Source organism: Helicobacter felis ATCC 49179, assembly GCF_000200595.1.
GTDB classification, from domain to species: domain Bacteria; phylum Campylobacterota; class Campylobacteria; order Campylobacterales; family Helicobacteraceae; genus Helicobacter; species Helicobacter felis.
In genome coordinates, this window is record NC_014810.2 from 719,246 (window position 1) to 745,485 (window position 26,240).

Consider the following 26,240-nt stretch of genomic DNA (forward strand, 5'->3'; position numbering starts at 1 on the left):
TTAATCTTTTTGTTTGCCCTCTAAATCTTTTAATTTTTGCTCCACCACGCTCAAGCGTTGTTCTAAATTTTCAAATTTGCTATCTGTATGCGGGGTTTTTTCTTGACTCTCTTGTTTTTTAAGCACACTGAGCAACACACCCCCACCAAGCACTCCTAAGACGATGTAAAGGCTAATGGTGGGACTGATTTCCAAACCAAAGCCAAAAAGATGCTTGGTTGCGCCTAAAATGAGCTTGAGACTGATAAAGCCCAACACCACCACGACACTTTTTTCTAAATACACCAAATACCCCTTGAGCACTTCCAAGACGAAATAAAGGCTTCTTAGCCCCAAAATCGCAAACATCATCGCGCTGTAAATAATCAAGGGTTCTTTGCTCACTGCAATCACAGCAGGCACGCTATCAAAAGCAAACATCACATCGCTCAGTTCGATCACGGCCAAGCAGAGAAATAAGGGTGTGGCGATCAGTTTAGCTTTTTCAAAAGCGCTTTGGTGGTGGAAGGCATTCACCTCTTGGCCTTCTAAATTTTTTTCCAAATTTTGCAATTCTGACTTTTTGATAAAGAAATCATGACCGACTAATTTAGGATAGACGGGGAAAAATTTATAGACCAATTTATAGGCCATGTGTTGGGAGTAATCTTCCTCTTTGTGCTCGGATTCTTCTTGGTTTTGGTTTTTGAGCATGACCACACAGCTATAGCCCACCAACAGACCAAAGAGAATTTCTACATAGCCTGAGAGGTGCATTAAACCACTTCCGATCAAGACAAAAATAAGGCGGAAGATGATCGCGCCTAAAATGCCATAATAAAGCACGCGGTGGCGATAAATATCTGGGATTTTAAACCAACTAAAAATCGCCATGATTACAAAGAGATTATCTACAGAGAGGGCTTTTTCTAACACATACCCGGTTAAAAAGAGGGACATGCTTTCTTTGCCATCATGCCAAAATAAATAGAGCGCAAAGACTAAGGCTGTTCCTACCCAAAAGATGGACCAAAGTCCCGCACTCTTGAGAGTAACGACTTGGTCTTGTTGGTGCGCTTTAAAGTCAATCACCAATGCAGCCACCATAAATACAATAAAAACAATGAGGTCTAAACCCATGCTAGGCTCCTTGTGCGTCTAAGAAGATTTGATCGCTAAAACTATTGGCATGCACATTGCAAAAGGCGTTTTTAAGGGAAGTAAAGAGGGTAGGGTTGTTGCGCTCCATCTCTTGTAAAAAATATTTAGTCGCAGACCTAGCGATGGGAGGCTTGTCTGAGTCGGGTTGTTTGGCGGGGCAATTACAATCAGGAGCTGTGGGGATGTTTTGGGATTTGACAAAGTCAATACTTTGGCGCTCGCGGATGTGGATGAGCGGGCGGATCACAAAAAGCCCATTTTCTGCTTTGTAAATGGGGGGCATGCTGCGCAGACTGCCATTATAGGTAAAATTCATAAAAAAGCTTTCTACCGCGTCATCGAGGTGATGGGCTAGGGCGAGCTTGTTATAGCCATTTTCTAGGGCGTAATTATAGAGCACTCCGCGGCGCATACGCGAGCAAAAACTACAATAAGAACTCTGTTCGCGTCTTTTCTCGCGGATGGTTTGGGCGATGTTGGTGCGCACAATCTCATAGGGGATATTTTGCTCAGTGCAAAGTTGACTCAACCATTCCAAGTCTTCATTAAGGCCATAATGCACGGTGATGGCTTTAAACTCAAAGTTAAAGGGAGCATGCGCTCTCATGCGCGCAAGCAAGCAAGAGAGTAGGATCGAATCCTTGCCTCCGCTCAGACCCACTAAAATCCGATCGCCCTCGTTGATGAGATTGTAAGTAGCGTTAGTGCGCCCAACTGTGTTGAGAATTTTTTTACTGATGGTGTAGGGCATAAGTGTCCTTTTTTTAAATAGAATAGGGTTTTCTAAATGCTTGAGAGTGTTGGATGATTTGCTCTTCGCTGAGCAAAGAGGCATCATATTTGACAATGATGGTATTTTGCGTTTCATTAACATACCACTCTAGGATTCCGGGCAATTCTTCTAGCGCGCTAAATTTTTGGCGTTCAAAGGCATCTAAGGGAAAATAAACATTTTGTTGTTTGTTAGGGTTGCTCAAACAAAGAGCGAGCACAGCCCAAAGCACGCATGCCCCCATGATAATAAAAGCAGATTTTTCCACGCCCAAATAGGTATAGCCTATACCTCCTAAAAGCCCTCCCACAAAAGAGCCCGTATAGCCATAGGTTACAAACATGCCTAACACCAGCCCGCGTTGGTGCGCTTTGGCAAATTTGCTCGCCAAGGATTGCATGATGGGCTCTAGGATACCAAAACCTACAAAGAAAATCATAATTCCCATAATGAAAAGCCAAGGGATGGGAGAGGTGGTGTTGCGATCGGCGTAGGCTAGGCATGCATAGGCAAATAAAAAGCACGCCACCCCAGCTAGTACAACCGCCTTCGCCTTGCCAAATTTCTCCGCAATGATGGCCGCAGGAGCCATACTCACCATGCCCAGCACTGCTCCAGCTGTGTAAATCTTCCAAAGCACGCTTTTATCCATTTTAAACTCATGCACAATGGCTAGAGGGATGAGCACAAAAATTAGGGTCATCAAACACTTTTCAAAAAAGGAGCAACAATTAATAATAAAAATGTCCTTGTTTTTAAGCGCATCGCTGAGACGGGGTTTCTCTTTGAGAGAGTAGAGAATTTTAGGAGGTTCGGGAACTCTAAAAGCCATAAGAATCATCGCAAAAATACTTAAAATAGCTGTGATAAAAAATAACCACTCTACCCCAAAAGCCACGCCTACGCTAGGACCCACCACCATCGCCACAGTGAAGCTCAAGAAAATCCCCGCCCCCATCATCGCCATCGCGTGCGTGCGCTTTTCCTCCTCCACCACATCAGCGACCATCGCGCTTAAAACCCCTCCTACAGCTCCCATTCCCTGCACAAAACGCCCCACTACAAGCCAACCTACACTTTGTGCAAAAAAACAGATCAAAGAACCTAATACAAAGACCCCTAAACACCACACCACGACTTTTTTACGGCTGAAACGATCGCTGAGCATTCCAATAGGAGTTTGTAACAAGATTTGGGTGAGGTAAGCCCCGCCTACCGCTAAACCCATCATCAAGGCGGACGCTTGGAAACTTGCCGCATAAAGGGAAATAACGGGCAAGACAATAAAAAGGCCTAAAAAGCGTAATGAGGAAACGAACACAAGAGGGAGAATTTGTTTAAACAACTAAGGTCCTTTGCCCGGGAAGACTTTTTGGCATGCTTCTTTGTTGTGTTGTAAAACACAGGCTTCTTGTAATTTTTTAAACGCTTGCGCGCGTTGGGTTTCTGTTTCTTTTTCAACTTGCCGCATTTGGTAGGTATACACCCCATAAAAAGCGATTCCGGCCACAAGCACAAATAAGAGATCGCTCCCTTTAATCTTGGGACAGAACTTACATGCCATATCATCTCTTTTTTTGTTATTATAGCATGTCTTAAATCCACCCTACTAAGGAAAATTATGTCTAAAATATTCAAAATCATCACCGCTCCCTTGGATTTTATCACCAAGTATTTTAAAACTTTCGTTTTTTTGAGTCTTCTCTTTTTTGCTTTTTCGCTTAACAAAGATGAGGGGCATGCCCAGCCAAATTTAGCCAAAATCTACCTACATGGCCCCATTTTTGAGAGCGAGAGTTTTCGCGATCAGGTAGATAGAGTGCTTAAAATTCCTAGCATTAAGGGGGTGCTCTTGCTCATCGATTCGCCCGGAGGGAGCATTAGTGCAAGTGTGGAGTTAAGCGACATAGTGGCTACGCTTAGAAAAACCATGCCAGTTGTCGCCTATGTGCAGGGAGTGATGGCTAGTGGGAGTTATTATACAGGCATGCAGGCTAATTTGATTTATGCTAATCGGGGCGCGTTGGTGGGCTCTATTGGGGTGATCTTTAGTGGAGCTAACATTGCCGCTTTGATGGACAAATTAGGAATCAAATCGCAAGGTATGGCTAAGGGAGAGTATAAAGAGGTGGGGACTTTTACGCGCGCTTGGACAGATAAAGAAAAGCAGTTTTTGGGGGACTTGCTTAGCGAACAATACAATATGTTTGTGAGCGATGTCGCTAAAGCTAGAGGTTTAGACCCTAAAAAATCTAATATCTTTGCTGAGGGCAAGATTTTTAGCGCAACACAAGCGGCCAACTTGCACCTCATCGATCATGTGGGCACTTACGATCAGGCTGTCTACGCCCTGCAAAAGCTCACTCAGGTTAAAAACCCTATTTGGCTTAAAAAAGATCGCTTGGAAATGTTTATGGATAAATTTTTACAATCCAGTAGCCAAGTATTGAGCCAGGTTCTAGGCTACCAACTGCGCTAGAAGTTATAAATATAGCGCAAATACATGGAGTACTGCCGTCTAAAGGTTTCGCTCAAAGTGTATTTACCAGTACATGAACCGCTAGGACATACATCGTTAGAGGTGCTACTTGTTTTATTAGCACTTCCTTGATAGTAGAGGAGGGGAATGGTGGGGATTTTAATGCCAAACTCCACCCCGTGGTGTTCAATGATATTGGTGCGAATCCCCACATTGACCAAAAACTGAAAATGCGTGCTTTGTACACGGCTTGCAAGAGCTCCAGTGGTGACAAGACTATTAGGATTGACGACCCCATTTGTGCCCGTCTGCGTTCCACCTCCTCCACCTCCTCCACCTCCTCCACCTCCTCCACCTCCTCCACCTCCTCCACCTCCTGAAGACTGGCAAGGATTCCCACTATCTGGAATATAGGCGCACACCCCAGACACCGTGCCAATCATGTAGCCTTGATTAAAACGACTGACCTTATTGCTATTCCAAGTATTGCCTGCAAACTGCACCCCTAAAAAGAAACCAAAACTAAATTTATCTTTATTGATAATGTTAAAGAGCATGTCTGTGCCTGCTCCATAGGTGTACATATTGACCTTGTCGTCATTTTGGAAAAACACACTGGTGTAATTAGAGGCGGTGGCGTTAGAGAAATTGCTATGCCCATAATCAAAAAAGCCATAATAACGCAGACCAAACCACCTTTTTTTGCCAAAAAATTGTTTGTAGCCAGCAATCACACCCACCCCAAACATGGGCGCGTTTCTCCCTGGGTTTTCTGCACCTTGTGGGGTTTTGGCATTGTCGCTAGCCATGTTTGCGCTAGTATCCCATTCTGCTTTACAATTCCCCGGGTTACAATCATTGCCCCCAGTGCTTCCATTAAATGTACTACTACTACTACTACTACTATAGGCCTCCGTTGGTTTAGCTGCAGTGAGAACAACCGTGCCTTGAGGAATTTGAAAAATCTTCCCATTTTTCTCCCCCACAAGTTTTTTATCCGCCCGTCCTACTTGTAAGCTAATTCCAATAAATCCTGCATTTTTCTCTGCAGGCAGAAGCCCTATTCCTAATGCTGCACAAAGACTAAAGCGTAGAAAAATGTCTTTTGATAATACGCGCATAGAGTTATTAACTATCATTAGCCCATTATCCCTTAAGTAAAGTATTACAAGAAAGTATTTTTTATTATATCACAATCTTTTACTGCGATCAAGATTAGCCAATTTTTTAGGATATAATCGGTGTTTGATTTTATCTTAAGCTAAAGTTTTGTCATGCAAGCTCTTTACCCATATGTTTTGGTGGTCCATCTTTTCTGTGCGATTGTGTTTATTGGCTATCTTTTCTTTGATGTAGTCATTCTCTCACGGGCCAAAAAGCATTTTCCTCTCGATTTGGCTAATCGCATTGAAGAAGCGATTGGATCGCATGCGATTAAAATTATGCCCCTTTGCGTTTTACTTCTTTTGCTCACAGGCGGGATGATGTTAAGCAATTATGTGGGAGGAGAGAAGGGGTGGCTAGAAACCCCCTTTCAAAAGTTTCTTTTGCTCAAGGTAACTCTAGCTTGTGTTATTTTTGCCTTAGTGATCTTTTCTTTGCTGTGTAAGTTTTTCAAACGAGCTAATCCTCTAGCTCCTATTATCCATCCTCTTGTACTAGCTTTGGGTGTGGGGATTGTGATTTGTGCTAAATGGATGTGGTTTGCCTAGCATGTGTGCGGACTACACAATTTTACCCCCTCACTACCTGAAATTCTTTGCTTGGCATACCCTATCAAGGCGGATTTAAAACGGCTCGGGCACGCTTCAATAAAAGGTTTTTGTATAAAAGGAAATTTATGAAAGAGGGACAGCAGGAACATTTAAAACGGGACATCAAATTACGGCAAGTTTTAATGATCGCTTTGGGGGGGACAATTGGAACGGGGCTGTTTGTAGGCACAGGGGGCAATATCGCCAATGCTGGCCCCCTGGGCACTCTGCTAGCCTACATTGTAGGTGGAGTGATTGTCTATTCTATTATCCTCTCTTTAGGGGAACTAGCCAGCGTTTATCCTAGCACGGGGAGTTTTGGGGATTATGCTACGCGTTTTATTGGCCCAGCGACAGGCTACATGGTTTTTTGGATGTATTGGGCAGGTTGGATCATCACTGTGGCAGTGGAATACATCGCAGTAGGCCTCTTGATGAAACGCTGGTTTCCAGATGTGCCTGTGAAAGATTGGGTGATGTGTTGCATTGCCCTTATTTTTGTGCTGAACGCCTTTTCCGTCAAAATTTTTGCTGAGGGGGAGTTTTTTCTAGCCTCTATCAAAGTGCTGGCCGTGGCTATTTTTATTGTGTTGGGTTTGATTGGCATTGCCTATCAAATTTATTTGCATGGATTAGGCCATGTTTTGGCGAATTTTTACACCGCACATCCCAACCCAGCGCAAGGTTTAGAAGCTGGATTTTTTCCCAAGGGGATTTACGCCGTCTTTGGGGTGATTTTAGCGGTGATCTTTGCCTACACAGGCACAGAGATCGTAGGCGTGGCTGCTGGGGAGGCCAAAGATCCCAGCGTAGCGATGCCCAAAGCCATTAAAGCCACTTTATGGCGGATTGTGTTTTTCTTTTTAGGTTCTGTTGTTGTCATCTCTGTTTTTTTGCCCATGACAGATTCGAGCATTTCACAAAGTCCTTTTGTGAGCACGCTAGAGCGCATCCCTCTACCTTTCATAGGCACGGGGATTCCTTATGCGGCCGATATTATGAACTTTGTCATCATCACTGCCATACTCTCTACAGCCAATTCGGGAGTCTATGCCTCTAGTCGGATGGTCTATGGTTTGGCCAAAAAGAAAATGTTCCCCCCCATCTTTGCCAAACTCAACAAGCAGGGCACGCCTATTTATGCGATGTATTTGTCCATGGGTTTTACACTTTTGGGCATGCTCACTCAAACATATGCGCCTGAAAAGATTATTCAAGCCCTCATTAATACCATTAGCTTTAGCGTGATCATCGTGTGGATCAGCGTGAGCGTGGCACAATATAATTTTAGAAAGCAGTTTGTGGCTTCAGGCAAATCTTTAGACGAGTTGCCCTACCGCGCGCCCTTCTTACCCCTTATCCAATTAGTAGGGATTAGTGGGTCTATTGTCGGGGTCATTGGAGCTTACATGGACCCTGAACAGCGCATCGGAGCGTATCTAACAATCGGGTATGCTATTTTTTGTTATGTGGGCTATTATCTCACTAAAGACAAATGGGGCTACCAGCACCAGCAGGGGCTTTAGTTTGCAAAATTTAGATACAATGCGCCCCTACACTCACATTTCAAAAGGAATTTTATGCGGTTGATGGCAATTAGCGTAGCGTTAGTAGCGAGCTTGTATGCGGTTGGAGGGGGGAATATTCAGATTCAAAACATGCCAGAAGTGCAAAAGCGCATAGGTGCAGATAATAGCTCTAACACCATTTATTCTTACAATACCTCCGTCAAAGAAGCGACTAAGGCTGTGGTCAATATCTCCACACAAAAAAAGATCAAAAGTGGTTTTGTGGGTGGAGGCTTGTTCAACGATCCTTTTTTCCAGCAATTTTTTGGCGACCTTTATAATGCCATCCCTAAGGATCGCGTGGAGAGGGCTTTGGGAAGTGGGGTGATCATTTCTGCTGATGGTTATATCGTTACTAACAACCATGTGATTGATAAGGCAGATAAAATCACGGTAACTCTGCCCGGTAGTAATAAAGAATACATCGCCACTTTAGTAGGCACAGATGCAGAGGGAGATTTAGCTGTCATCAAGATCAAAAAAACCGGCCTCCCTTTTATTAAATTTACCAATAGTAGCGATATTTTAGTGGGCGACTTGGTTTTTGCGATTGGCAATCCCTTTGGTGTGGGTGAAACGGTTACGCAGGGGATTGTCTCAGCTCTGAATAAAAGTGGCATTGGTATTAACAATTACGAAAACTTTATCCAAACTGACGCGTCCATTAATCCGGGTAATTCAGGAGGCGCGCTCATTGATAGCCGTGGCGGACTTGTAGGAATCAATACGGCCATTCTTTCCAATACAGGAGGTAACCATGGCATCGGTTTTGCGATCCCCTCTAACACCGTCAAAAGCACGGTAACCCAGCTCATCAAAACCGGCACTATCCATAGGGGCTATTTAGGTGTAAGTGTTCAAAGCGTGAGTAATGAATTGGCTAATAGCTATAATGGCCAAGAGGGCGCGGTTGTCGTGGGCGTTGAGAAAGATTCGCCGGCCCAAAAAGCGGGTTTGATGATTTGGGATTTGATCACAGAGGTAAATGGCAAGAAGATCAAGAGCGATGCCGATTTGCGCAACACTATTGGGTCGCTCAGTCCCAACCAACGCATCACACTTAAATTTATCCGCAACAAAAAAGATCACCTCATTAGTCTTGTCTTGAGCGAGCGCAAAAATCCCAATCGAACAGAAACAAAAACGCCCCATGAGAGTTCGGGCGGGCAACTCAGTGGCCTCAAAGTGCAAACTTTAACTCCAAGAATGCGTAAAAGCATACGCCTCCCTGAGGAAATTCAAGGAGTCTTTGTTGAAGATGTCAAATCCAATTCTAAGGCAGAAGAGATTGGGTTTAGACGCGGAGATGTGATCACTCAGATTGAAATGATCGCCGTGCGCAACGTGGAAGATTTTAACCGAGCTCTTATTAAGTACAAAAATCAACTCAAACGCTTTTTAGTCTTTGATCCTAATTTGGGCACATACAAACAAATTGTCGCCAAGTAATTAGAAAAGGAGGGGGGCTGTGGTTTCTTCTGTTTGTTGGTTTTGCTGGATGGGAGTTTTAGATGTGCCATAATAAGTTTCCCCATCAATATTCTGCTTAATCACGCCTTCTGGAACGAAGAAATGGCGCGGAAGAGCTGGGTTGAGCTTTAAGGCGTTCTTTAAAAAGTCCGCAAAAACTGGAGCGGCGACATTACCCCCTCCCATTCCCTGCCCAATACTGCTATTGTCATCGCGTCCATACCATACAATGATTTGCAAGCTAGGGCTAAACCCACAAAACCACCCATCTATGTAGTTGTTAGAAGTGCCCGTTTTGCCGGCAACCTCAATGCCGGGCACATGCGCCCTCTTGCCCGTGCCTCTTTGCACGACCTCTTTAAGGATGGAAAGAGTTAAAAAGGCTTGAGCTGGGGGAAGCACTTTTTTAGGGGGAATCATTTGAAGTAATTTGGCTTCCCCATGGGCATCGATCACCTCTGAAATTAAAACCGGCTCTAAGAGAGTGCCATAATTTGAAAATAGTGAGTATTGCATGCTCGCTTCTAGGGGTGAGATTCCAAAACTGCCCAGTGAGATAGACATATTTTTAGGCAAATCCGCAAATCCAAAACTATTGAGACCTTGATAAATGGTGTCAAACCCAATCGTATCTACAAGGTTGATTGTGGCGAGATTGACAGAATTGGTCAGAGCTTTTTTAAGAGTGATAAAGCCAGAAAATTTATGATTATAATTCTTAGGCCGCCAATTCCTAGCCGCACTGCTGTTAAAAGTGCGCGCCACATCTGGGATTAAAGATGCGCTTGAGAGCCCATGTTCAAAGGCAATTTGATAAATAAAAGGTTTAATGCTGCTCCCAAATTGGCGTTTAGCCTGTGTGGCACGGTTAAAAGAACTTTTAGCATAATCCACGCCTCCTACCATCGCTAAAATGTGTCCACTCTTAGAATCTGTAACCACAATCGCGCCATTGAGAGTGTCATCGCTCTCTTCATGCAATTTAGAGCTAATGCTCTCATAACCATGTATGAGGGCCTGACGGGCTAAGTCCTGATAATCCAAATCCACAAAGAGCTTAATCGTATAGCCCCCTGTCTTTAGATCGGGCAAAAAGCCCAAAGTGCGCATCACTTCATCTACCACATAGGGGGCGATATTTTGGGTCGTGGTGGTGCGATAAACTTTGGGCACTTCGGCCAAGGCGCTCTGCATCTCTTGATTGGTGATCCAACCTAAATTGGCCATGCGCCGCACAATGCTATTAGCCCGTGTGAGAGAAAAATCTAAATGTTTAGTAGGATCGTAAAAAGAGGGGGCTCTAGGGAGTGCCATGAGCATGGCGATTTCTTTGAGAGTTAAAGCCTTGAGGGGCTTTTTAAAATAACCTAAACTAGCGGTTTTTATCCCATAAAAACCATGCCCAAAAAAAGTTTGGTTTAAATAACGCTCTAGGATCGCTTCTTTGCTGATCTTTTGCTCTAGTTTGAGCGCAAGCACCATTTCTTTAATCTTGCGATCCAAAGTCTTTTCGCGCGTAAGAAGCATATTTTTCACCAGTTGTTGGGTAAGGGTGCTCCCCCCCTCGCTATATTTTTGATGGCGTAAATTCTTTAAAAAAGCGCGCATAATAGCGTCTAAATTAATTCCATTGTGCTCAAAAAATAAAGTGTCTTCAACCGCAAGCAAAGCTTCGATCATTTTGGGAGGAATTTCCTCAAATGGGGCGTAAATGCGAAACTCTCGATCGTAGAGATTAGCGATTAAGCGTCCCTTAGCGTCTAAAATCTTGCTCGCTAGATCGGGTTTATAGTGCACGATTTTTTGCACCTCTCCTCCTGCCTCCCCCCATAAAAAGAGCAAATAGCCCCCACCCACAACCCCTCCAATGAGCACGGGTAAAATAAAGAGAACCCAAAGAACTTTTCTTAGGATTTGTACCATGCCTTAAAACTTTTTCTTGTTAGCGTCTTGCAAGATGTCTGAGGAAATGCGATCAATATTATTGCTCACCTCTAAAGAGGTGTGCGCAATCTCTAAATTATGCGTAACATCTGCCTTAAAAGCGTCTAAAGTGGTGTTGATGTTTTCCACATTTTGCGCTTGGGCGCGGATAGATTCGCTGGTATCTCCAATACTTTGGGCTAAAACACCTATATTGCTCTCAATCTCACCTAAGGATTTTTGAGTGCGTTCTGCTAATTTGCGCACTTCATCGGCCACCACCGCAAAGCCTCTGCCGTGCTCTCCCGCACGCGCTGCCTCAATGGCGGCATTGAGCGCGAGTAAGTTTGTCTGATCGGCAATGTTTTTAATGATTTCTACAATATGCTGGATATCCTGACCTTGCGCGATCATCGCCTCACTCTTCACACTAATCTCTTGAATACTGGCAGTGATTTCTGCGATAGACTGGGAAGTGGCGATCAGACTATGGTTTTGTTGATTGACGCTCTCTTTGAGTTGTCCCACACAATCTTTTAAATTCTTAGACTCGCCACTTAGAGCGCTAGCAAATTGTAAAGAGGTCTGCAACATTCTTTTAATCTCAACTCCTAGCGCATCTAGGGTGTATTCCATCTCTCCTGAAGGATGCGCAATACCTTGCGAGAAATCCAAATCGCGGTAACGAGTAAATATTTCATTAATGCTTTGCATATGCATTCCGATACGCTCACGCAAAAAGCGAATCATCTCATTGAAAAACTGCTTGAGCTGGACAAGATCTGCACTAGCGGGTGTGCTATTAATTTCGCGACTAAAATCTCCCTGTTTAATAGATTGCACAACGGAAGAAACATTTTCCATGCATAGTAGATCTGCTTCGACATGCTCTTGAATCTTAAGAATATTTTCATTAATGGAGCGTTGCATGATCCCAATTTCATCGTAGCTTACAGCTGGTTTGACGACGATCTTTGTGTGCACATCTCGTTGATTGAGCAGATTAAAAAAGGCGTTCAATGTTTCAGAAAGATCTGTAATGGGTTGCCCGACAAAATGGCGCACCATTACTAGGACAATCCCAGTAAAGATGACAATGATGATAATTGAGGCGATGGAGATAATGGTGTAGACTTCACGAGAAATGCTATAGACATCTTCTTGGAGGATATAGCGTGCCATTATCCATTTAAAATCAGAGCTATCATTCTTAATATTTGTGCAAACTTTAAAGTTTTTTACGATTAAAAATACATCTTGTTTGGTGCGGATAGTGTGGTAATTTACCAATCCTGACTTGCCACTACGCACAAATTCTTGGAGTTCACGCGCGGTAGGATCTGGATTAGAATCAGCAAGAAAGTGTCCTTGCGCCTTGCGATCTATCTCTGCATCACCACTTGTCAAAAGTATTCCATCTTGTTGCAACATAAAAGTGTCTTTATTCTTGCGCCGCACAAGGACAAGAATATTCTTAATATCCAAGAAGATGCCAACTGCACCAACCAACTGCCCTTTTTTAGTTAAAGGAAGGACAATCTCAAATCCAAAATACTTGTTGTCTCCGATTTCTTCAAATGCAACAGGACTTTTATGGATGCTTCCATCTTTGAGGACACGATCGAGAGTTGGATCTTGCAGATCACCCTCCTTAAGTGTTTCCAAAGTGAAATTCTTTCTGTAAATAGTTGTTGTATCTTGAGGTGTAGCTAGGTATCTAACCCTAACGCGTTTAGTATCAGGACTCTCAGAGAAAAATTTTTGGATTGATTGGGATAGCTTCTTTTCTTGTGTGGGCTGCGTGGGTTCGATTTCTGCTAGCGTTGCGCTAAATTTTTCAAACTGTACAAACAGACGATTCACCACGCGCTGTATTCTTGCAGCGGACTCTGCAGTGCCTTCAGCAAGTTGGGATATAGAATGCTTCTTAACAGCTTCTTGGACTTTTGCACCGATGATCCAACCTAAAACTCCGATAGAAATGGCAAGTGTAATACATACCGCTAATAAAATTTTAACGCCAATTTTGGCGCGTTTTAACATGGCTATCTCCTAAAATTAGATACTGCAAAAATAAAAGGAAGCTATCAAAAATCCTTTTTAAGAATTTCTTCAACTTTAAGAATAGAGACGAGCTTGTCTTCGCGCTTACCGATTCCAAAAATGAGCTGATTATTTTCGACAAGAGTTTCAGGCACGGGATCGATGTCGGATTGTTTAATGCGGATCGCCTCAGTCAAGCGATCAATGTAAAAACCGGCGATTTGGTCATTATGGCGCACTACAAGATAGCGCATGTCTTTGTTTATCTTTTCAGGAGGCAGGCCAAATTTTAAACGCAGACTAATAAGGGGAAAAACATTGCCTCGTAAATTAAACACTCCTAACACATAATTAGGAGTTTCAGGCACACGCGTGTAGCCGATAGGTTTGACAATCTCTAAAATGTTAAGAATAGGAATAGCGTATTCCTCACTCCCAATAATAAATCCAATGAATTGTAAAATCTCTTCAGTATCCTCAGTCTTGATCTCGTCTTTATTTTTCTGCTTGTCAAAGATTTCTTTGAGGGCCATTGCATCTTTCATGCTCTCTCCTTAGTTCTCTAATTTAATACTGCGTTTCACCACATTGGCCAAGTATTCCGGACTATAGGGCTTGGTAATGTATTCGCTCATCCCGCTTTCCACCCCACGGATACGATCGGTTTTTGTAACCCTAGAAGTTACCGCAATGAGTGGCAGATTTTTAAATTTATTATACTTGCGCACTTCAGCTGCAAAAGCATAGCCATCCATTTTGGGCATTTCAATATCTACTAACACGGCATCGGGGATTTTGTCCGCATTTTTAACCATCTCTAAACCCTCTAGCCCATTAGTCGCCTCAATCACAGTAACTCCTAAAGGCTTTAAAGACTTGCGCATCATAGCCCGATCTGTGCTGCTATCATCGATGGCTAAGATGACATAATCACTAGGCGCATTTTTGGCATTGGAGCTATGCGCTTGGTCGATGAGATGATTCACATTCACCTTGACATTTTTAGCCATCTCCATCATCGTGCCCACATCCACGATCAAAGTGATCTTGCCATCTCCACACACCGTAGCCCCAGCAATCCCCTTAGTGCTTTTAAGATAGTAACCTAAAGATTTAATCACCACCTCTTCTTGCCCGATCAGGTAATCCACAATCACCCCGATTTTTTGATCAGCTAGTCCGATAATTACCACATAGACTTCTTTAGAGGCTTCCAAAATCGCATCCACCTTAAAGATGTCTGCTAGGCGTACTAAAGAGAGCACCTCATCGCGCAGGCGTAAAACACTCTTGCCATCCACGCTATAAATTTCATCTTGGCTAATGCGCACGGTCTCCAACACAGAAGAGAGAGGGATCGCGTAGTATTCCTCTTGCACGCCCACTAACAAGGCTTGGATAATGGCTAGAGTGAGAGGAATTTTGAGTTTTTGAGTGGTTTTGACCCCCACTTCAGATTCAAGCTCAATAATCCCATTGAGTTTTTCAATATTAGTTTTGACTACATCCATTCCCACGCCTCGCCCAGAGACATTGCTCAAAGTCTTGGCCGTAGAGAAGCCGGGTTTAAAGATGATATTCAACGCCTCTTTATCTGTCATGGTAGCGGCATCTCTCTCAGTGATCACGCCTTTTTCAATGGCTTTTTCTTTCAGCTTCTCTGGATCGAGCCCCGCGCCATCATCAGTAATCTTAATCACGATGTGGTTGCCCTCATTGTAAGCACTGAGTTCCACGCGCCCGGTTTCAGGTTTGCCTAGCATCTTGCGATCTTCAGGCTTTTCAATGCCGTGATCGCAGGAGTTGCGGATAATATGAATCAGTGGATCGCCAATTTCTTCTACAATGGATTTATCTAGTTCGGTTTCTTCCCCATCGATGACTAAATCGATACTTTTACCCAGCTCACGGCTGAGATCGCGCACCATGCGGGGGAATTTATTAAAGACTTTGCCGATGGGTTGCATGCGCGTTTTCATCACGGCAAGCTGTAAATCTGTGGTTACTGCTGAAATAGAAGACACCACTTGGTTTAATTCTTCTAAGAACTTTTCCCCATCGTAACGCTCCTCCACATCTCCATAAATACGAATCAGGCGGTTTTTACCTAGCACCAACTCTCCGATGAGGTTCATCAGGTGATCCAAACGGCGCACATCCACGCGCACGGTCTGTTCCACACCCAAAGCCACAGATTTATCTTGTTCCTTACCCTTAGTGGATTTAGGGGCTGCGTTTTTGGGAGGGGCTTTGGGGGCTTCTTTAGGAGGGGGAGGGGGAGGATTTTTAGCAAGCTCCTCTTTTTTCTGCGCACGGCGTGCTTTGTCTGCCTCTTGACGGATTTTTAACAAGCGTTCGATTTCTTGTTCCACCTCTTGAGGACTCATGTTGGCGTAATCAACCTCTGGTTCGCTTGCTAGGGGGTTATCTGTGCTTGGAGTAGCGTCTGTAGGAGAGGTTGGGGTTTGTGTCTCTGGGGTGGGGGTAGATTCTTGATCGGTGTTTTCTTGGGGAGGAGGTGTTGCTTCTGGTGTGCTTGCTTCCGCGCCTTCAGGATTGCCCTGTGCGATGGCTTGCAATTCCTTAACAATGCCTGAAATATCCAAGCCCGCATTGGCATCTGATCCGGTATTGCGGATGGTAACCAGCAAGGTTTTCATCATATCCACCGAGCGCAAAACCACATCCATCACATCGGGGGTGATTTGTAGTTCGTTCTTGCGGGCGCGGTTGAGCACATCTTCCATATTGTGGGTTAAATGGGTGAGCGTATCTAGGTTAAGGAAAGAACTTGAACCCTTGATAGTGTGCGCCACCCTAAAAATGCGATTGAGCAAATCCAAATCATGGGGTGTGTGCTCTAACTCTACCAAGTCTTGGTCAAGTTGCTCGTTCATTTCAAAGGCTTCTACTAAAAAATCCTCCATGATCTCGCGCATATCATCCATATAAGCACCTTTTCTTAAAATATATGATCGTACACCTGTAGCAAATTATACTTGATTTAGCTTATCCTAGAATTTTAGCTACTTCCTCAGCAAAACGATTGGCATCAAATTTCACCAAGTAGCCCCTCACCCCTAAATCTAAGGCCTTCTGTGCGCTGTAGTCATCACAAATAGAAGAATTGAACAACACGGGAATATTGGCAAAACGCGCATCATCTTGAATTTTAGAATAAAAATTGTAGCCATCCATTTTGGGCATTTCCACATCGGATACGATGAGCTTGAGCACACGGCTTAAGTTTTCCCCATGCTGTTTATACAGCTGCTCTAACTTGGCTAATCCGTCCTCCCCATCTACGGCCTCCACCACTTCAAAACCTAATTGCACTAAGGTATTTTTAATAATCTTGCGCGCTGCGCGGCTATCATCTAAAAATAACGCCGTGCCTTCAAATTTCTTAGCGTGTTGCTTTTTGAGAGTGTCTCTTGAGCTATGTTCAACATGTAACTCAAAATCGTTGAGCACACTCTCTAAGTCTAAAATCAAGAGGGTCTGATCCCCCTCAATTTTAGTTGTACCCGTGATGCGATCCTTGCCCGCATTGCTATGTGCACTAAAAACAGCAGGCCTGACATCACTCCAACTAATGCGCCGAATACGCTTGGCCTCGTGCACAATAAAGCCCATCTTTACATTGCTAAACTCCGTGATCACCACGACTTTTTCCTCAATGCGCGCGCTATCTTCGACAATCCCTAACCAAATAGAAAGATCGATCAGAGGCATCACCACAGAGCGCAGATCAAAAACCCCTACGACATAATCTAAATGCGTGGGAAATTCAAAGATTTCAGGCATCATGATAATCTCTTGCACTTTAGAGACATTGATTCCATAAATACCCTCGTAAGGCTGATCCCCCTGCAAGCCAAAAATGCGGAAATCTACCAATTCGATTTCGCCTAAATTTAACGCTGTATCCAGACTTTGCTCGGTCATGCCATACCCTATAGTGTTCTTGGCTAAATTTTACCCTAATTTCGCTAGTTTTTAGACATGACCTTGAGAGTGGGGGCTAGGCGACTACAATAAAAACTAGGCAATCCCCAATAACATTCTTGCGTGTGTGGATTTTGGTAATACTCTCCAAGATGAAAATGCCCCTCAATCACACCCCCCAAATCCGCACTATTTTTTTGCGCGTGCGCACGGTACAGGTTTAAACGCCTTTGGGCAAAATGTGCTAACTCTATTTGGTTGAACTCCAAAGTTTTAATGCGCTTGGCATCAATGCGTTTTTGTAGGGCAGGGTATAAACTAGAAAATGCCCGATCCAAATAGCCTAAAACATTCCCAAAACGCCTTAGTGAAGAGATATAGAACTCATACCCCCACCCCACAAAGAGATCGCCATGCGCTAGGGCAAAGAGGCGATTTTTCCAAAGAAAAAAGGCGGGTTGTTGTGCCCTAGAATAAACGCGCACGCGTTGGAAGAAAGGGAGGGCATGCAAGCCTAGATCGTGATTGCCCTCAAAGTAAAAAACCTCGCTCACATGGCTGAGGGTTTGGATTTTCTCTAAGATGACTTGATGGGGGCGCACACTGCTAGCCACCTTGCCCACTAGAATATGGAAGATATCCCCCATCAAAAACACTTGACTAGGGGGCTTGTCTAAGAGTTGATCTAGAAGGAGGGGAAAAGTGGAGCTATCTTGTTTGTGGTGCGCGTCCGCAATGAAGATCGCATCGCTAGATAGAGAGGGAAAAGAGGCACTCACCCTCCCCCCATAAATTGCAAGCATTCTAGGCGGTCGTTGTCTTGGAGCTGGGTATGCGCCCAGTCCTCCTTTTTAACCACCACGCTATTACGCGCGATCGCACAGACTCGCCCATCAATGCCCAAAGTTTCTATAAGGGTTTGGACACTCAAAGCCTCGTCAAAATGTTTCAATTCCCCATTGATAATTAAGTGCATGGTTTTCCTTTAGGTGTGGTAATTGGGGGCTTCTTTGGTGATGTCCACATCGTGTACATGGGACTCTTTCAAGCCTGCAGCTGTGATCTGCACAAATTGGGCGTTTTGGGTGAATGTGGGGATATCAGGCGCGCCCAAATAGCCCATAGAAGCGCGCAAACCCCCCACAAGCTGGTAGAGAATGTCCGCAATTTTGCCCCGATAGGGCACACGCCCCTCAATGCCCTCTGGCACAAGTTTTTCTGAGGCTAACCCCTCTTGGAAGTAACGATCCGAGCTCCCTCTACTCATCGCCCCGATACTACCCATCCCTCTATAGCTCTTATACTGCCTACCTTGATAGATGAGGGTATCCCCCGGGGATTCTTGTGTGCCAGCAATCAAACTCCCCACCATCACACAGGACGCACCCACTGCCAACGCCTTAGCCACATCTCCAGAATACCTAATCCCCCCATCGGCAATCACGGGGACATCATGCTTTTTGGCCTCTTGGTAGCATTCATCAATCGCACTAATTTGGGGCATACCCACCCCAGCCACAATACGGGTTGTGCAAATGCTCCCTGGACCAATGCCCACCTTAACCCCATCTGCTCCTGCACTAATGAGGTCTTTAGTGGCTTGTGCGGTTACCACATTGCCCACCACAACATCAACTTCAAGCTCCTTTTTAATCTCCTCGAGGGTGCTTAAAATATTGCGTGAGTGCCCGTGCGCGCTGTCTAAAACCAACGCATCTACCCCCGCTTTGACCAAAGCGCGCGCGCGATCGAGTTGGTTAGCCCCAATGGCCGCCCCTACGCGCAAACGCCCAAAAGCGTCCTTGTTGGCATGGGGGTATTCGATACGCTTTTGGATGTCTTTAATGGTGATCAGACCCTTTAGCACATTGTGCTCGTCCACTAGGGGAAGTTTTTCGATCTTGTGCTGGTGCATGATGGCTTGGGCTTGCTCTAAACTCACACCTACCGGAGCAGTTACTAAAGGGGGCTTGGTCATCACCGCGCCCACTTTTTTACTCCAATCGGTTTCAAAACGCATATCGCGATTGGTCAAAATCCCAATGAGAATCCCATGCGCATCGATCACGGGCACACCCGAAATCTTGTAGTTGTCCGCAATCGCCTTAGCCTCGCCCAATGAAGCCTCTGCGTGGATGTAAATAGGATCATGAATCACCCCGCTCTCACTTTTTTTAACCTTGAGTACTTGCTGGACCTGCGCTTCAACATCCATATTCTTATGGATAATGCCCATGCCTCCCAAGCGCGCCATCGCGATCGCGGTGTCAAACTCGGTAACCGTGTCCATCGCCGCGCTCACAAAGGGGATATTCAAGCCAATATTTTTACTCAATTTAGAAGCCAAACTCACTTCTTTGGGCAAAACTTCCGAATGGGCGGGCACTAATAAGACATCCTCAAAAGTAAGGGCCGTTTTTAAAAGCTGCATACCTATCCTTTCAACTCTAAGATTTCTTCTAAACCATAAGCCACATCTAAAATTTGCTGTTCCTCAAAAGCGGGCCCGATAAATTGCATGCCAATAGGCAATTTTCCATGATAGGCCACAGGCAAAGAGATCGCAGGCAAGCCGGCTAAATTCACCCCCACGGTGTAGATATCGCTCAAATACATTTCTAGTGGGGTGGCGTGCGCGTTAAACTCAGGGGCGATTGAGGGAGCTACGGGAGTAAAGATCACATCCGCGCTCTCAAAGAGTTTTTTATACTCGCGCACAATATGGGCGCGCGCCTTTTGCGCCTTGAGGTAATAAGCCTCGTAATACCCACTGCTTAAAACAAAATTCCCTAGCATAATGCGCCTCTTGACCTCAGCCCCAAACCCTTGTGAACGGGTTTTTACATAGAGTTCTTTAAGGTTTTTGCCCTCTAGGCGATTCCCATAACGCACCCCATCAAAGCGAGCCAAATTCGAACAAGCCTCTGCGGTGCTCAGAATATAATATGCAGCGATGTGGTGCTTGTGATCGCCCATGCGCTGAGACACCAAAGTATGCCCCATCTTCTCTAGGGTGTGTAGGCTATCTGCATAAGCCTTTTGCACCTCAATACTAGCGTCTTTTAAAGACTCTTCTAAGACCCCCACACGCAAAGCCCGCTTAGGGTTGAGATGTTTAAAAGTTTGGCTAGGCTCTAGGGCTACGCTAGTAGAATCTTTAGGATCGTGTCCGCTGATAGCATCGAACAAAAGCGCGCAATCGCGCACATTTTGGGTAAGGGGCCCAATTTGATCCAAACTAGAGCTATAGGCCACCAAACCATAGCGACTCACCCTCCCATAAGTGGGCTTGAGTCCCACGCACCCACAATAACTAGCCGGCTGTCTGATCGAGCCTCCCGTATCACTCCCCAGTGCTGCAATAGCAACTCCCCCCGCTACTGCGCTCGCACAGCCCCCAGAACTGCCTCCGGGCACGCGATTAGTGTCTCTAGGGTTTTTAACCGGACCATAACAGCTAGACTCGCTCGTGCTCCCCATCGCAAACTCGTCCATATTGGCCAGTCCAAAGGCACACATGCCATGTTGGTGCAGGCGGTCGATAGCAGTTGCGTTATAAGGAGCGATATAACCCTTTAAAATCTTGCTACCGCAAGTGACCTCCCAACCCTGCACATTGATATTATCTTTAATGAGAATGGGCGCGCCCGCACCGCTAGACTTAGGCGCGCTGACATAGGCGTTTAACTCAGATTTTTCTTGCACATTTTGGGCTAATTCCTGTTTGTATTCCTCTAAGGCTTGGGGGGAAAGCTTTAAGGCTTCTTCTAAAGTTAGCATGGTCTTCCTGATGATTTTCGCCCTATTCTAACAAATGCCGGGTAAAAACTCTCTAAGAAAGCCAAATAAGGTCTTATATAGGGTTTTGCGGGGATTACATAAATGAGGGCTTGAAATCTTAGCTAAAACATGTTAGAATGCGCACTTTTGGGGTGTTAGCTCAGTTTGGGAGAGCGCAACGCTGGCAGCGTTGAGGTCAGGGGTTCGATCCCCCTACACTCCACCATTCCCCCGTCTCTTTTAAAAATCCCCCACTTTAAAATCAATTCGCTTAAAAGAATTTAGCTAAAGCTCTTATTTTTGTTAGATTTTAAGACAAACTCTTGACAAGTGCGCTGAGGTACGCTAGAATTTTAAGCCTATTTTCACTAAACAGAAAGGTTCGTATGTCTCTTATAAGCCACAAGCCACAAGCCACAAGCCACAAGCCACAAGCGTAGCGTCTGCGCGCTCGCTCTAAGCACCACTCTTACACTTTTCTCTCTCACCCCCTTAAGCGCAGAAGATAATGGCGTATTTATAGAGGGCGGTTTTCAGTATTCCAATTTTCAGTATGGTCAAAAAACACAGGGTGCAGGATTTGCAGAAGTGGCAAAACAATATGCAACTTTCTCTGGCAACCTCTTTGGTGCGGATATTCAAGTAGGTTACAAACAATTCTTTGGGGGAGGTAAGATTTTTGGTTTACGCTATTATGGCTTTTTCAGCGGACAGGGGGGGAGTGGCTCGTATACAAGTCAGCCACTTTATACGACTGTTACAGTCAATCAGGCGGCTGCAAATTTATTCTATGGCGTGGGCGCAGATTTTCTCTATAATTTTTATGAAAACTCCGATCGCACTTATGGGGCTTTTGTCGGTGTAATGGTTGGAGGGAGCTCATGGCTGATGGGTGAAGCTAAATACGATGGGCAATGCGCAATCACAGATAACAATGGCAACTGCCAAACTTTGAACGAAGCTTCTAAACAAGCCGTAGCGGGTTACAACAATGTTGATGGGGCAAAAGCTACCTTTTCTCCCACCTATGTGCAGTTCTTATTTAGCATTGGCTTTAGAATGAACTTTACCAAACATCAAGGTTTTGAGTTTGGTGTGCGCATCCCCACCATTGATGACCCTTATGTCAAGCTTGAAGCAACCAAAAACATAGAAGGTTTTGCTAAGAAGGGCGACTATGGCATGCAAACCCTCAGACGCACAGTGGGAGTCTTTGCTAACTATGTGATCAACTTCTAAACCAACGCCCCCTAGTTTAGAGGGGGCAGATCTCTAAGAATGCTATCAAATTCGTGTTTGTAACGCTGGGGGTTTTCGATCTCAAAATCCGCCACGCTTTTAAGAAATTTGTCAAAATTTTCATTGCGCTGGGCTAGTTTAGCTAGTGTTTGGTAGTCCAAATTTTCTTTTTCTTTAGCACTCAGTAAAACCGCGCTTTGCTCAATACGCTCTATGTCTAAGACAATCACCCCGATAAGCTCAAAGCTCACTAGCTTAATGGGCAGGGTGTCAAACTTTTTAATAAAACTGCGCACATTGGGGGATTCAAAGTCTTTATAGGCAAAAGACACCCCCACCATGTCCGGGTAAATCCATTTATCCATACCCTTTTTAGACTTTTTACTCTCCTCATGGTAAATGGTTTTGGTATAAAGTCCCCATTGGTGGTAGGCGATGTAGCTTAAACGCGGGTGCAAATCCCGTTCTTTACAGACAGGCTCTTTGGGGGGTTGTTCTTTAGGAGCGGGTTTAGGCGTAAGCAAAGATGAATCTTTGAGGGCGATTAAAACCTTTGGCTTGTCTTGCACTTTGATAAAGGGGAGTTTGTCGGGAATTTTTAAGGCCTCATAAATGGTTGCGCTACAGCTTTGTTCGGGGGTTTTACCACCCCATTGAAACATGTGTTTGATCTTGCCTTGTTTGTACAACTCTTGCGCTCTGCCATAAATATGATTAGGACTAATGGGCTCGCCAATGATTTTAAGCACCTCTACCACAATATCTATATCTGTCTGTTTCATCTCACACCCACAAATTATCTAATAAGCGCACCCGTCCCACTTGCACCGCAGCCAAGATCAAAGTTTGATTAGCTTCAATTTGACTTAAAGGGACTAACTGGCGATCGCACACACTCAAATAATGCACCTTGAGCCCTTGCAACACTTCTAAGCCTAAATTTATGAGTTTCGCGCTATCGCGCTCTCCTCGTGCGATCGCCTTTTGTATGGTGTTTAAGGCTTGGGGAAGTTTGAGCGCGCTTACTCGCTCCTCAGAGCTTAAATACACATTGCGCGAACTTAGGGCTAAACCATCATGATCGCGCACGATGGGGCAGGGCATAATCTCTATATCTAAAAAGAGATCGGCGACCATGCGTTGGATGATGAGGAGTTGTTGGGCATCTTTTTGCCCAAAATACGCCCGTTTAGGGCGCACGAGATTAAAGAGTTTGAGCACCACCTGCAACACCCCATCAAAATGCTTAGGGCGCATATCTGCCTCAAAGCCTAACAGAGAGGCGGGAGGTTGGAGGGTGATTCTCTCTGGCACACCAAAGGGGTAAATTTGTGCGGAGTCTGGAGTAAAGAGCACATCTACGCCCAAACTCTCGCAAAGCTTTAAATCTGCTTGCAGAGTTCTAGGGTAGGCTTGGTAATCCTCATTGGGGCCAAACTGGGTCGGATTGACAAAGATAGACACCACCACCACATCATTTTGCGCTCTGGCTTGCTCAATCAAGCTAGCATGCCCGGGGTGCAGTGCGCCCATCGTAGGCACAAAGCCGATTTTTTGCCCCCAAAAGGAGGCAAGTTGGCTAGCCTTAGTGCATACTTGCATGCAAACCTCCTATTTGTTCTAAAATTTGGGCTACAAACTCTGCCGGTTTGGGGTGGTTGTAAATGGGACGGCCCACCACGATAAAATCCGCCCTCGCTTGTAAGGCGTCTTGAATGGTGCCCACACGCTTTTGATCTTGGCTATCTTGCAAATTGGGGCGAATGCCCGGGGTCAAGGTTAAAAAGTCTGCTTTGGTGGCTTGCTTGATGGCTAGACTCTCTAACACCGAGCAGACCACCCCATCTAGCCCGCTTTTAAAACAAAGTTGTGCCAAGTGCAGGGCTTGAGTCTGCAAGGGGGCGTGATAGACTTGCTCCACCTCTTGTGAGTCTAGGCTAGTTAGAATAGTAACCCCCATGAGCAAGGGCGCACGGCTCAAAGCGCGCATTTTTTCCACCACGCTTTTCAACGCGCTCTCTCCTGCGCTCGCGTGCAAGGTGATCATCTCTACACCCAATTTAGCGCATTCTAGCGCGGCTTCCTGCATGGTGTAGTTGATGTCATGCAATTTCAAATCTAGGAACACCTTAAAGCCCATGTTTTGGATTTCTTGCACGAATTGAGGACCTTCACGCACAAAACCCCTTAAACCTAATTTGATCCAAAGTTCTAAGCCCCGAAGTTGTGCTAATAAATCTAAACACGCCTTTTTTTCGCTCAAATCCAGCGCCAAACAGAGTTGCATACATATTTCCTTGTGGTTTTTTCAGCAAAAACTAATTACAATGCGCCATTATACAACTTAAGGATAAGAGTTTGTCAATCCCTAAATGCGTGCTGATTACCGGTCCTTGCGTGATTGAAGATATGCCCACCCTAGAATCTATCGCCCAAGCTTTAAAACCTCTAGCAGATGACCCGCGCATTGATTTTTACTTTAAAGCCAGTTTTGATAAGGCAAATCGTACCAGTTTAGAGAGTTATCGCGGTCCGGGTTTGCAAAAGGGCTTAGAGATGCTCGATCACATTAAGAGTAAATTTGGCTACAAACTCTTAACCGACATCCACGAGAGCACGCAGGCTGGGGCGGTGGCTGAGGTGGTGGATGTTTTGCAAATCCCAGCGTTTTTATGCCGTCAAACCGATTTGATTGTGGCAGCCGCTAAGACTAAACGCACCCTTAATATCAAAAAAGGGCAGTTTATGCACCCCAAAGACATGCAATATAGCGCGCTTAAGGCTTTGAACACCCGCGCCAAGCAAGCCTACAAAACCCCCAACTATGAAGCCTGTTTAGAACATGGGATTTATTTATGCGAGCGGGGGGCGAGTTTTGGGTATGGGAATTTGGTGGTGGATATGCGCTCTCTAGTTATCATGCGCGCTTTTGCGCCCGTGATCTTTGATGCCACTCATAGCGTGCAGATGCCCGGGGGCGCGCAGGGCAAGAGCGGAGGAGATAGCTCTTTTGTGCCTTGTTTGGCGCGCGCAAGCGCAGCCGTGGGCGTAGATGGCTTTTTTATGGAAACGCATTTGAGCCCAGAAAACGCCTTGAGCGATGGGCCTAATATGATCCCCACCGCACAATTAGCCCCCCTAGTGGAGGATTTACTGACCTTGCAAGCGTGCCTACAACATCACTAAAGGATTACAATGGCGGAATTTAAAAATATTGAGGGCAAGTTATGCCTTAAGGGGGAGGAAAAGGTCGCGATTTTGGCTTCGCGTTTTAACCATTTGGTGAGCGATCGCTTAGTAGAGGGTGCGCTAGATAATTTCAAACGGCATGGGGGCAATTTAGCGCATTTGAGCGTGGTCAGAGTCCCCGGGGCTTATGAACTGCCCTTTGTGTTGGACAGACTCTTGTGCTCTAAAAATTATGATGGAGTGTGTGTATTAGGAGCAGTGATTAGAGGAGCAACCCCACATTTTGACTATGTGAGCGCGGAGGCCACTAAGGGCATTGCCAACACCACCTTAAAATACGGCTTGCCCGTGAGTTTTGGACTGCTTACCACTGATAGCATCGAACAAGCCTTAGAGCGTGCGGGCACTAAGGCGGGCAATAAGGGCTTTGAGGCGATGCAAACCTTGATCGAATTGCTTAATCTCTACCCTCAAATTTAATGGCAACACGCAGTCAGGTTAGAGAGGCGGTGGTGAGCTTGCTGTATGCCTATGAAAGTGGGAACGAAGCCATGTTAAAGAGTGCGCCGGATTTTTTCACCCAAAAGAAAATCAAAAACGCCCAACAACGCTTCGCCCTAGACCTCTTGGAGGGCACGCTAGAACATTTACCATCTTTGGACAACGCGCTCACACCCCTTTTAAAAGACTGGGATTTGGCGCGCATAGGTTCTATGGAGCGTGCGATTTTGCGCTTAGGCGCGTATGAAATTTTGCACACCCCCACTAATCCGGTAGTAGTGATCAACGAGGCGATCGAACTCTCCAAAAACTATGGCGAAGACAACGCGCCCAAGCTCATCAACGCGATCTTGGACGCACTATGCAAACAAAAATCCCACTGAATTACAGCCAAAAGATCGGCACATATTGATATAATAAAGCATGCTAGAATG

General features: G+C 45.2%; 25 protein-coding genes and 1 tRNA gene. 9 read left to right on the top strand and 17 right to left on the bottom strand.

Annotated features, from left to right (window positions below; all coding sequences use genetic code 11):
• Genes HFELIS_RS03645 through HFELIS_RS03660 form a run of 4 tightly spaced genes read right to left on the bottom strand, consistent with a single transcriptional unit; the run spans position 1 to position 3,476 of the window.
• Entirely contained in the window at positions 1-1,119 is a 1,119-nt protein-coding gene (locus tag HFELIS_RS03645; RefSeq protein WP_013469183.1) for a TerC/Alx family metal homeostasis membrane protein, read from the bottom strand.
• 1 nt (position 1,120) lies between these two features.
• Positions 1,121-1,891, bottom strand: coding sequence for a tRNA 2-thiocytidine(32) synthetase TtcA (locus tag HFELIS_RS03650; protein ID WP_013469184.1), 771 nt, complete (start codon positions 1,889-1,891; stop codon positions 1,121-1,123).
• 13 nt (positions 1,892-1,904) lie between these two features.
• Positions 1,905-3,257 carry an MFS transporter gene (locus tag HFELIS_RS03655; RefSeq protein WP_013469185.1) on the bottom strand — a complete coding sequence of 451 codons (1,353 nt, stop codon included), beginning with the start codon at positions 3,255-3,257 and terminating at the stop codon, positions 1,905-1,907.
• A complete protein-coding gene (locus HFELIS_RS03660) occupies positions 3,258-3,476 on the bottom strand; it encodes a hypothetical protein (protein ID WP_013469186.1) in 219 nt (72 codons plus the stop codon). It lies immediately after the preceding gene.
• Positions 3,477-3,533: 57 nt separating this feature from the next.
• On the opposite strand from HFELIS_RS03660, the gene sppA reads away from it, so the two are divergent.
• Positions 3,534-4,391, top strand: a complete 858-nt coding sequence (sppA, locus tag HFELIS_RS03665; RefSeq protein WP_013469187.1) for a signal peptide peptidase SppA — start codon at positions 3,534-3,536, stop codon at positions 4,389-4,391.
• Here sppA and HFELIS_RS03670 read toward each other — a convergent pair.
• Positions 4,388-5,512 carry an outer membrane protein gene (locus tag HFELIS_RS03670; protein ID WP_269446226.1) on the bottom strand — a complete coding sequence of 375 codons (1,125 nt, stop codon included), beginning with the start codon at positions 5,510-5,512 and terminating at the stop codon, positions 4,388-4,390. The two genes, sppA and HFELIS_RS03670, sit on opposite strands and share 4 nt — an antisense overlap.
• Before the next feature lie 153 nt (positions 5,513-5,665).
• On the opposite strand from HFELIS_RS03670, the gene HFELIS_RS03675 reads away from it, so the two are divergent.
• The 3 genes from HFELIS_RS03675 to HFELIS_RS03685 all read left to right on the top strand — a co-directional run bounded on the left by HFELIS_RS03675 (position 5,666) and on the right by HFELIS_RS03685 (position 9,162).
• Positions 5,666-6,103, top strand: a complete 438-nt coding sequence (locus HFELIS_RS03675) for a hypothetical protein (RefSeq protein ID WP_013469190.1) — start codon at positions 5,666-5,668, stop codon at positions 6,101-6,103.
• 128 nt (positions 6,104-6,231) lie between these two features.
• Positions 6,232-7,671: an amino acid permease gene (locus HFELIS_RS03680; protein ID WP_013469191.1), complete on the top strand. Its 1,440-nt coding sequence runs from the start codon at positions 6,232-6,234 to the stop codon at positions 7,669-7,671.
• Positions 7,672-7,725: 54 nt separating this feature from the next.
• Complete coding sequence (locus tag HFELIS_RS03685; RefSeq protein WP_013469192.1) at positions 7,726-9,162, top strand: Do family serine endopeptidase; 1,437 nt, start codon at positions 7,726-7,728, stop codon at positions 9,160-9,162.
• Here the strand turns inward: HFELIS_RS03685 and HFELIS_RS03690 are convergent, their stop codons facing one another.
• From HFELIS_RS03690 to gatA, 9 genes are all read right to left on the bottom strand, one after another.
• The gene (locus HFELIS_RS03690; protein WP_041303163.1) at positions 9,163-11,097 is read right to left on the bottom strand and encodes a transglycosylase domain-containing protein; all 1,935 of its coding nucleotides are present in this window, start codon (positions 11,095-11,097) and stop codon (positions 9,163-9,165) included.
• 12 nt (positions 11,098-11,109) lie between these two features.
• Positions 11,110-13,149: a methyl-accepting chemotaxis protein gene (locus HFELIS_RS09490; RefSeq protein ID WP_013469194.1), complete on the bottom strand. Its 2,040-nt coding sequence runs from the start codon at positions 13,147-13,149 to the stop codon at positions 11,110-11,112.
• Positions 13,150-13,193: 44 nt separating this feature from the next.
• A complete protein-coding gene (locus HFELIS_RS03700; protein WP_013469195.1) occupies positions 13,194-13,694 on the bottom strand; it encodes a chemotaxis protein CheW in 501 nt (166 codons plus the stop codon).
• A 9-nt stretch (positions 13,695-13,703) separates the two neighbouring features.
• The gene (locus HFELIS_RS03705) at positions 13,704-16,097 is read right to left on the bottom strand and encodes a hybrid sensor histidine kinase/response regulator (RefSeq protein ID WP_013469196.1); all 2,394 of its coding nucleotides are present in this window, start codon (positions 16,095-16,097) and stop codon (positions 13,704-13,706) included.
• Positions 16,098-16,158: 61 nt separating this feature from the next.
• Positions 16,159-17,097, bottom strand: coding sequence for a chemotaxis protein (locus HFELIS_RS03710; protein WP_013469197.1), 939 nt, complete (start codon positions 17,095-17,097; stop codon positions 16,159-16,161).
• Positions 17,098-17,141: 44 nt separating this feature from the next.
• Positions 17,142-17,876, bottom strand: a complete 735-nt coding sequence (locus HFELIS_RS03715; RefSeq protein WP_041302768.1) for a hypothetical protein — start codon at positions 17,874-17,876, stop codon at positions 17,142-17,144.
• On the bottom strand, positions 17,873-18,073 hold the full coding sequence (gene thiS / locus HFELIS_RS03720; protein WP_013469199.1) for a sulfur carrier protein ThiS: 201 nt from the start codon (positions 18,071-18,073) through the stop codon (positions 17,873-17,875). The genes HFELIS_RS03715 and thiS overlap by 4 nt, the downstream gene beginning before the upstream one ends.
• 9 nt (positions 18,074-18,082) lie before the next feature.
• A complete protein-coding gene (guaB, locus tag HFELIS_RS03725) occupies positions 18,083-19,528 on the bottom strand; it encodes an IMP dehydrogenase (RefSeq protein ID WP_013469200.1) in 1,446 nt (481 codons plus the stop codon).
• 2 nt (positions 19,529-19,530) lie between these two features.
• Positions 19,531-20,889: an Asp-tRNA(Asn)/Glu-tRNA(Gln) amidotransferase subunit GatA gene (gene gatA / locus HFELIS_RS03730; RefSeq protein ID WP_269446229.1), complete on the bottom strand. Its 1,359-nt coding sequence runs from the start codon at positions 20,887-20,889 to the stop codon at positions 19,531-19,533.
• Between the two features lie 137 nt (positions 20,890-21,026).
• Between gatA and HFELIS_RS03735 the strand changes: the two genes are divergently transcribed.
• A tRNA-Ala gene (locus HFELIS_RS03735) sits at positions 21,027-21,103 on the top strand.
• 362 nt (positions 21,104-21,465) lie between these two features.
• Complete coding sequence (locus HFELIS_RS03740) at positions 21,466-22,116, top strand: outer membrane protein (protein WP_013469202.1); 651 nt, start codon at positions 21,466-21,468, stop codon at positions 22,114-22,116.
• Positions 22,117-22,127: 11 nt separating this feature from the next.
• Here the strand turns inward: HFELIS_RS03740 and HFELIS_RS03745 are convergent, their stop codons facing one another.
• From HFELIS_RS03745 to pyrF, 3 genes are read right to left on the bottom strand one after another with little or no spacing between them, the layout of a single operon-like run.
• Entirely contained in the window at positions 22,128-22,898 is a 771-nt protein-coding gene (locus HFELIS_RS03745) for a hypothetical protein (RefSeq protein WP_013469203.1), read from the bottom strand.
• Position 22,899: 1 nt separating this feature from the next.
• Complete coding sequence (panC, locus tag HFELIS_RS03750; protein ID WP_013469204.1) at positions 22,900-23,718, bottom strand: pantoate--beta-alanine ligase; 819 nt, start codon at positions 23,716-23,718, stop codon at positions 22,900-22,902.
• Positions 23,702-24,403: an orotidine-5'-phosphate decarboxylase gene (gene pyrF / locus HFELIS_RS03755; RefSeq protein ID WP_013469205.1), complete on the bottom strand. Its 702-nt coding sequence runs from the start codon at positions 24,401-24,403 to the stop codon at positions 23,702-23,704. The genes panC and pyrF overlap by 17 nt, the downstream gene beginning before the upstream one ends.
• A 122-nt stretch (positions 24,404-24,525) precedes the next feature.
• On the opposite strand from pyrF, the gene kdsA reads away from it, so the two are divergent.
• Genes kdsA through nusB form a run of 3 tightly spaced genes read left to right on the top strand, consistent with a single transcriptional unit; the run spans position 24,526 to position 26,189 of the window.
• Positions 24,526-25,302 carry a 3-deoxy-8-phosphooctulonate synthase gene (kdsA, locus tag HFELIS_RS03760; protein WP_231844212.1) on the top strand — a complete coding sequence of 259 codons (777 nt, stop codon included), beginning with the start codon at positions 24,526-24,528 and terminating at the stop codon, positions 25,300-25,302.
• A 9-nt stretch (positions 25,303-25,311) separates the two neighbouring features.
• Positions 25,312-25,785, top strand: a complete 474-nt coding sequence (gene ribH, locus HFELIS_RS03765; protein ID WP_013469207.1) for a 6,7-dimethyl-8-ribityllumazine synthase — start codon at positions 25,312-25,314, stop codon at positions 25,783-25,785.
• A complete protein-coding gene (nusB, locus tag HFELIS_RS03770; RefSeq protein WP_013469208.1) occupies positions 25,785-26,189 on the top strand; it encodes a transcription antitermination factor NusB in 405 nt (134 codons plus the stop codon). Before ribH ends, nusB begins: the two co-directional genes overlap by 1 nt.
• The last annotated feature ends 51 nt before the right edge of the window (positions 26,190-26,240 follow it).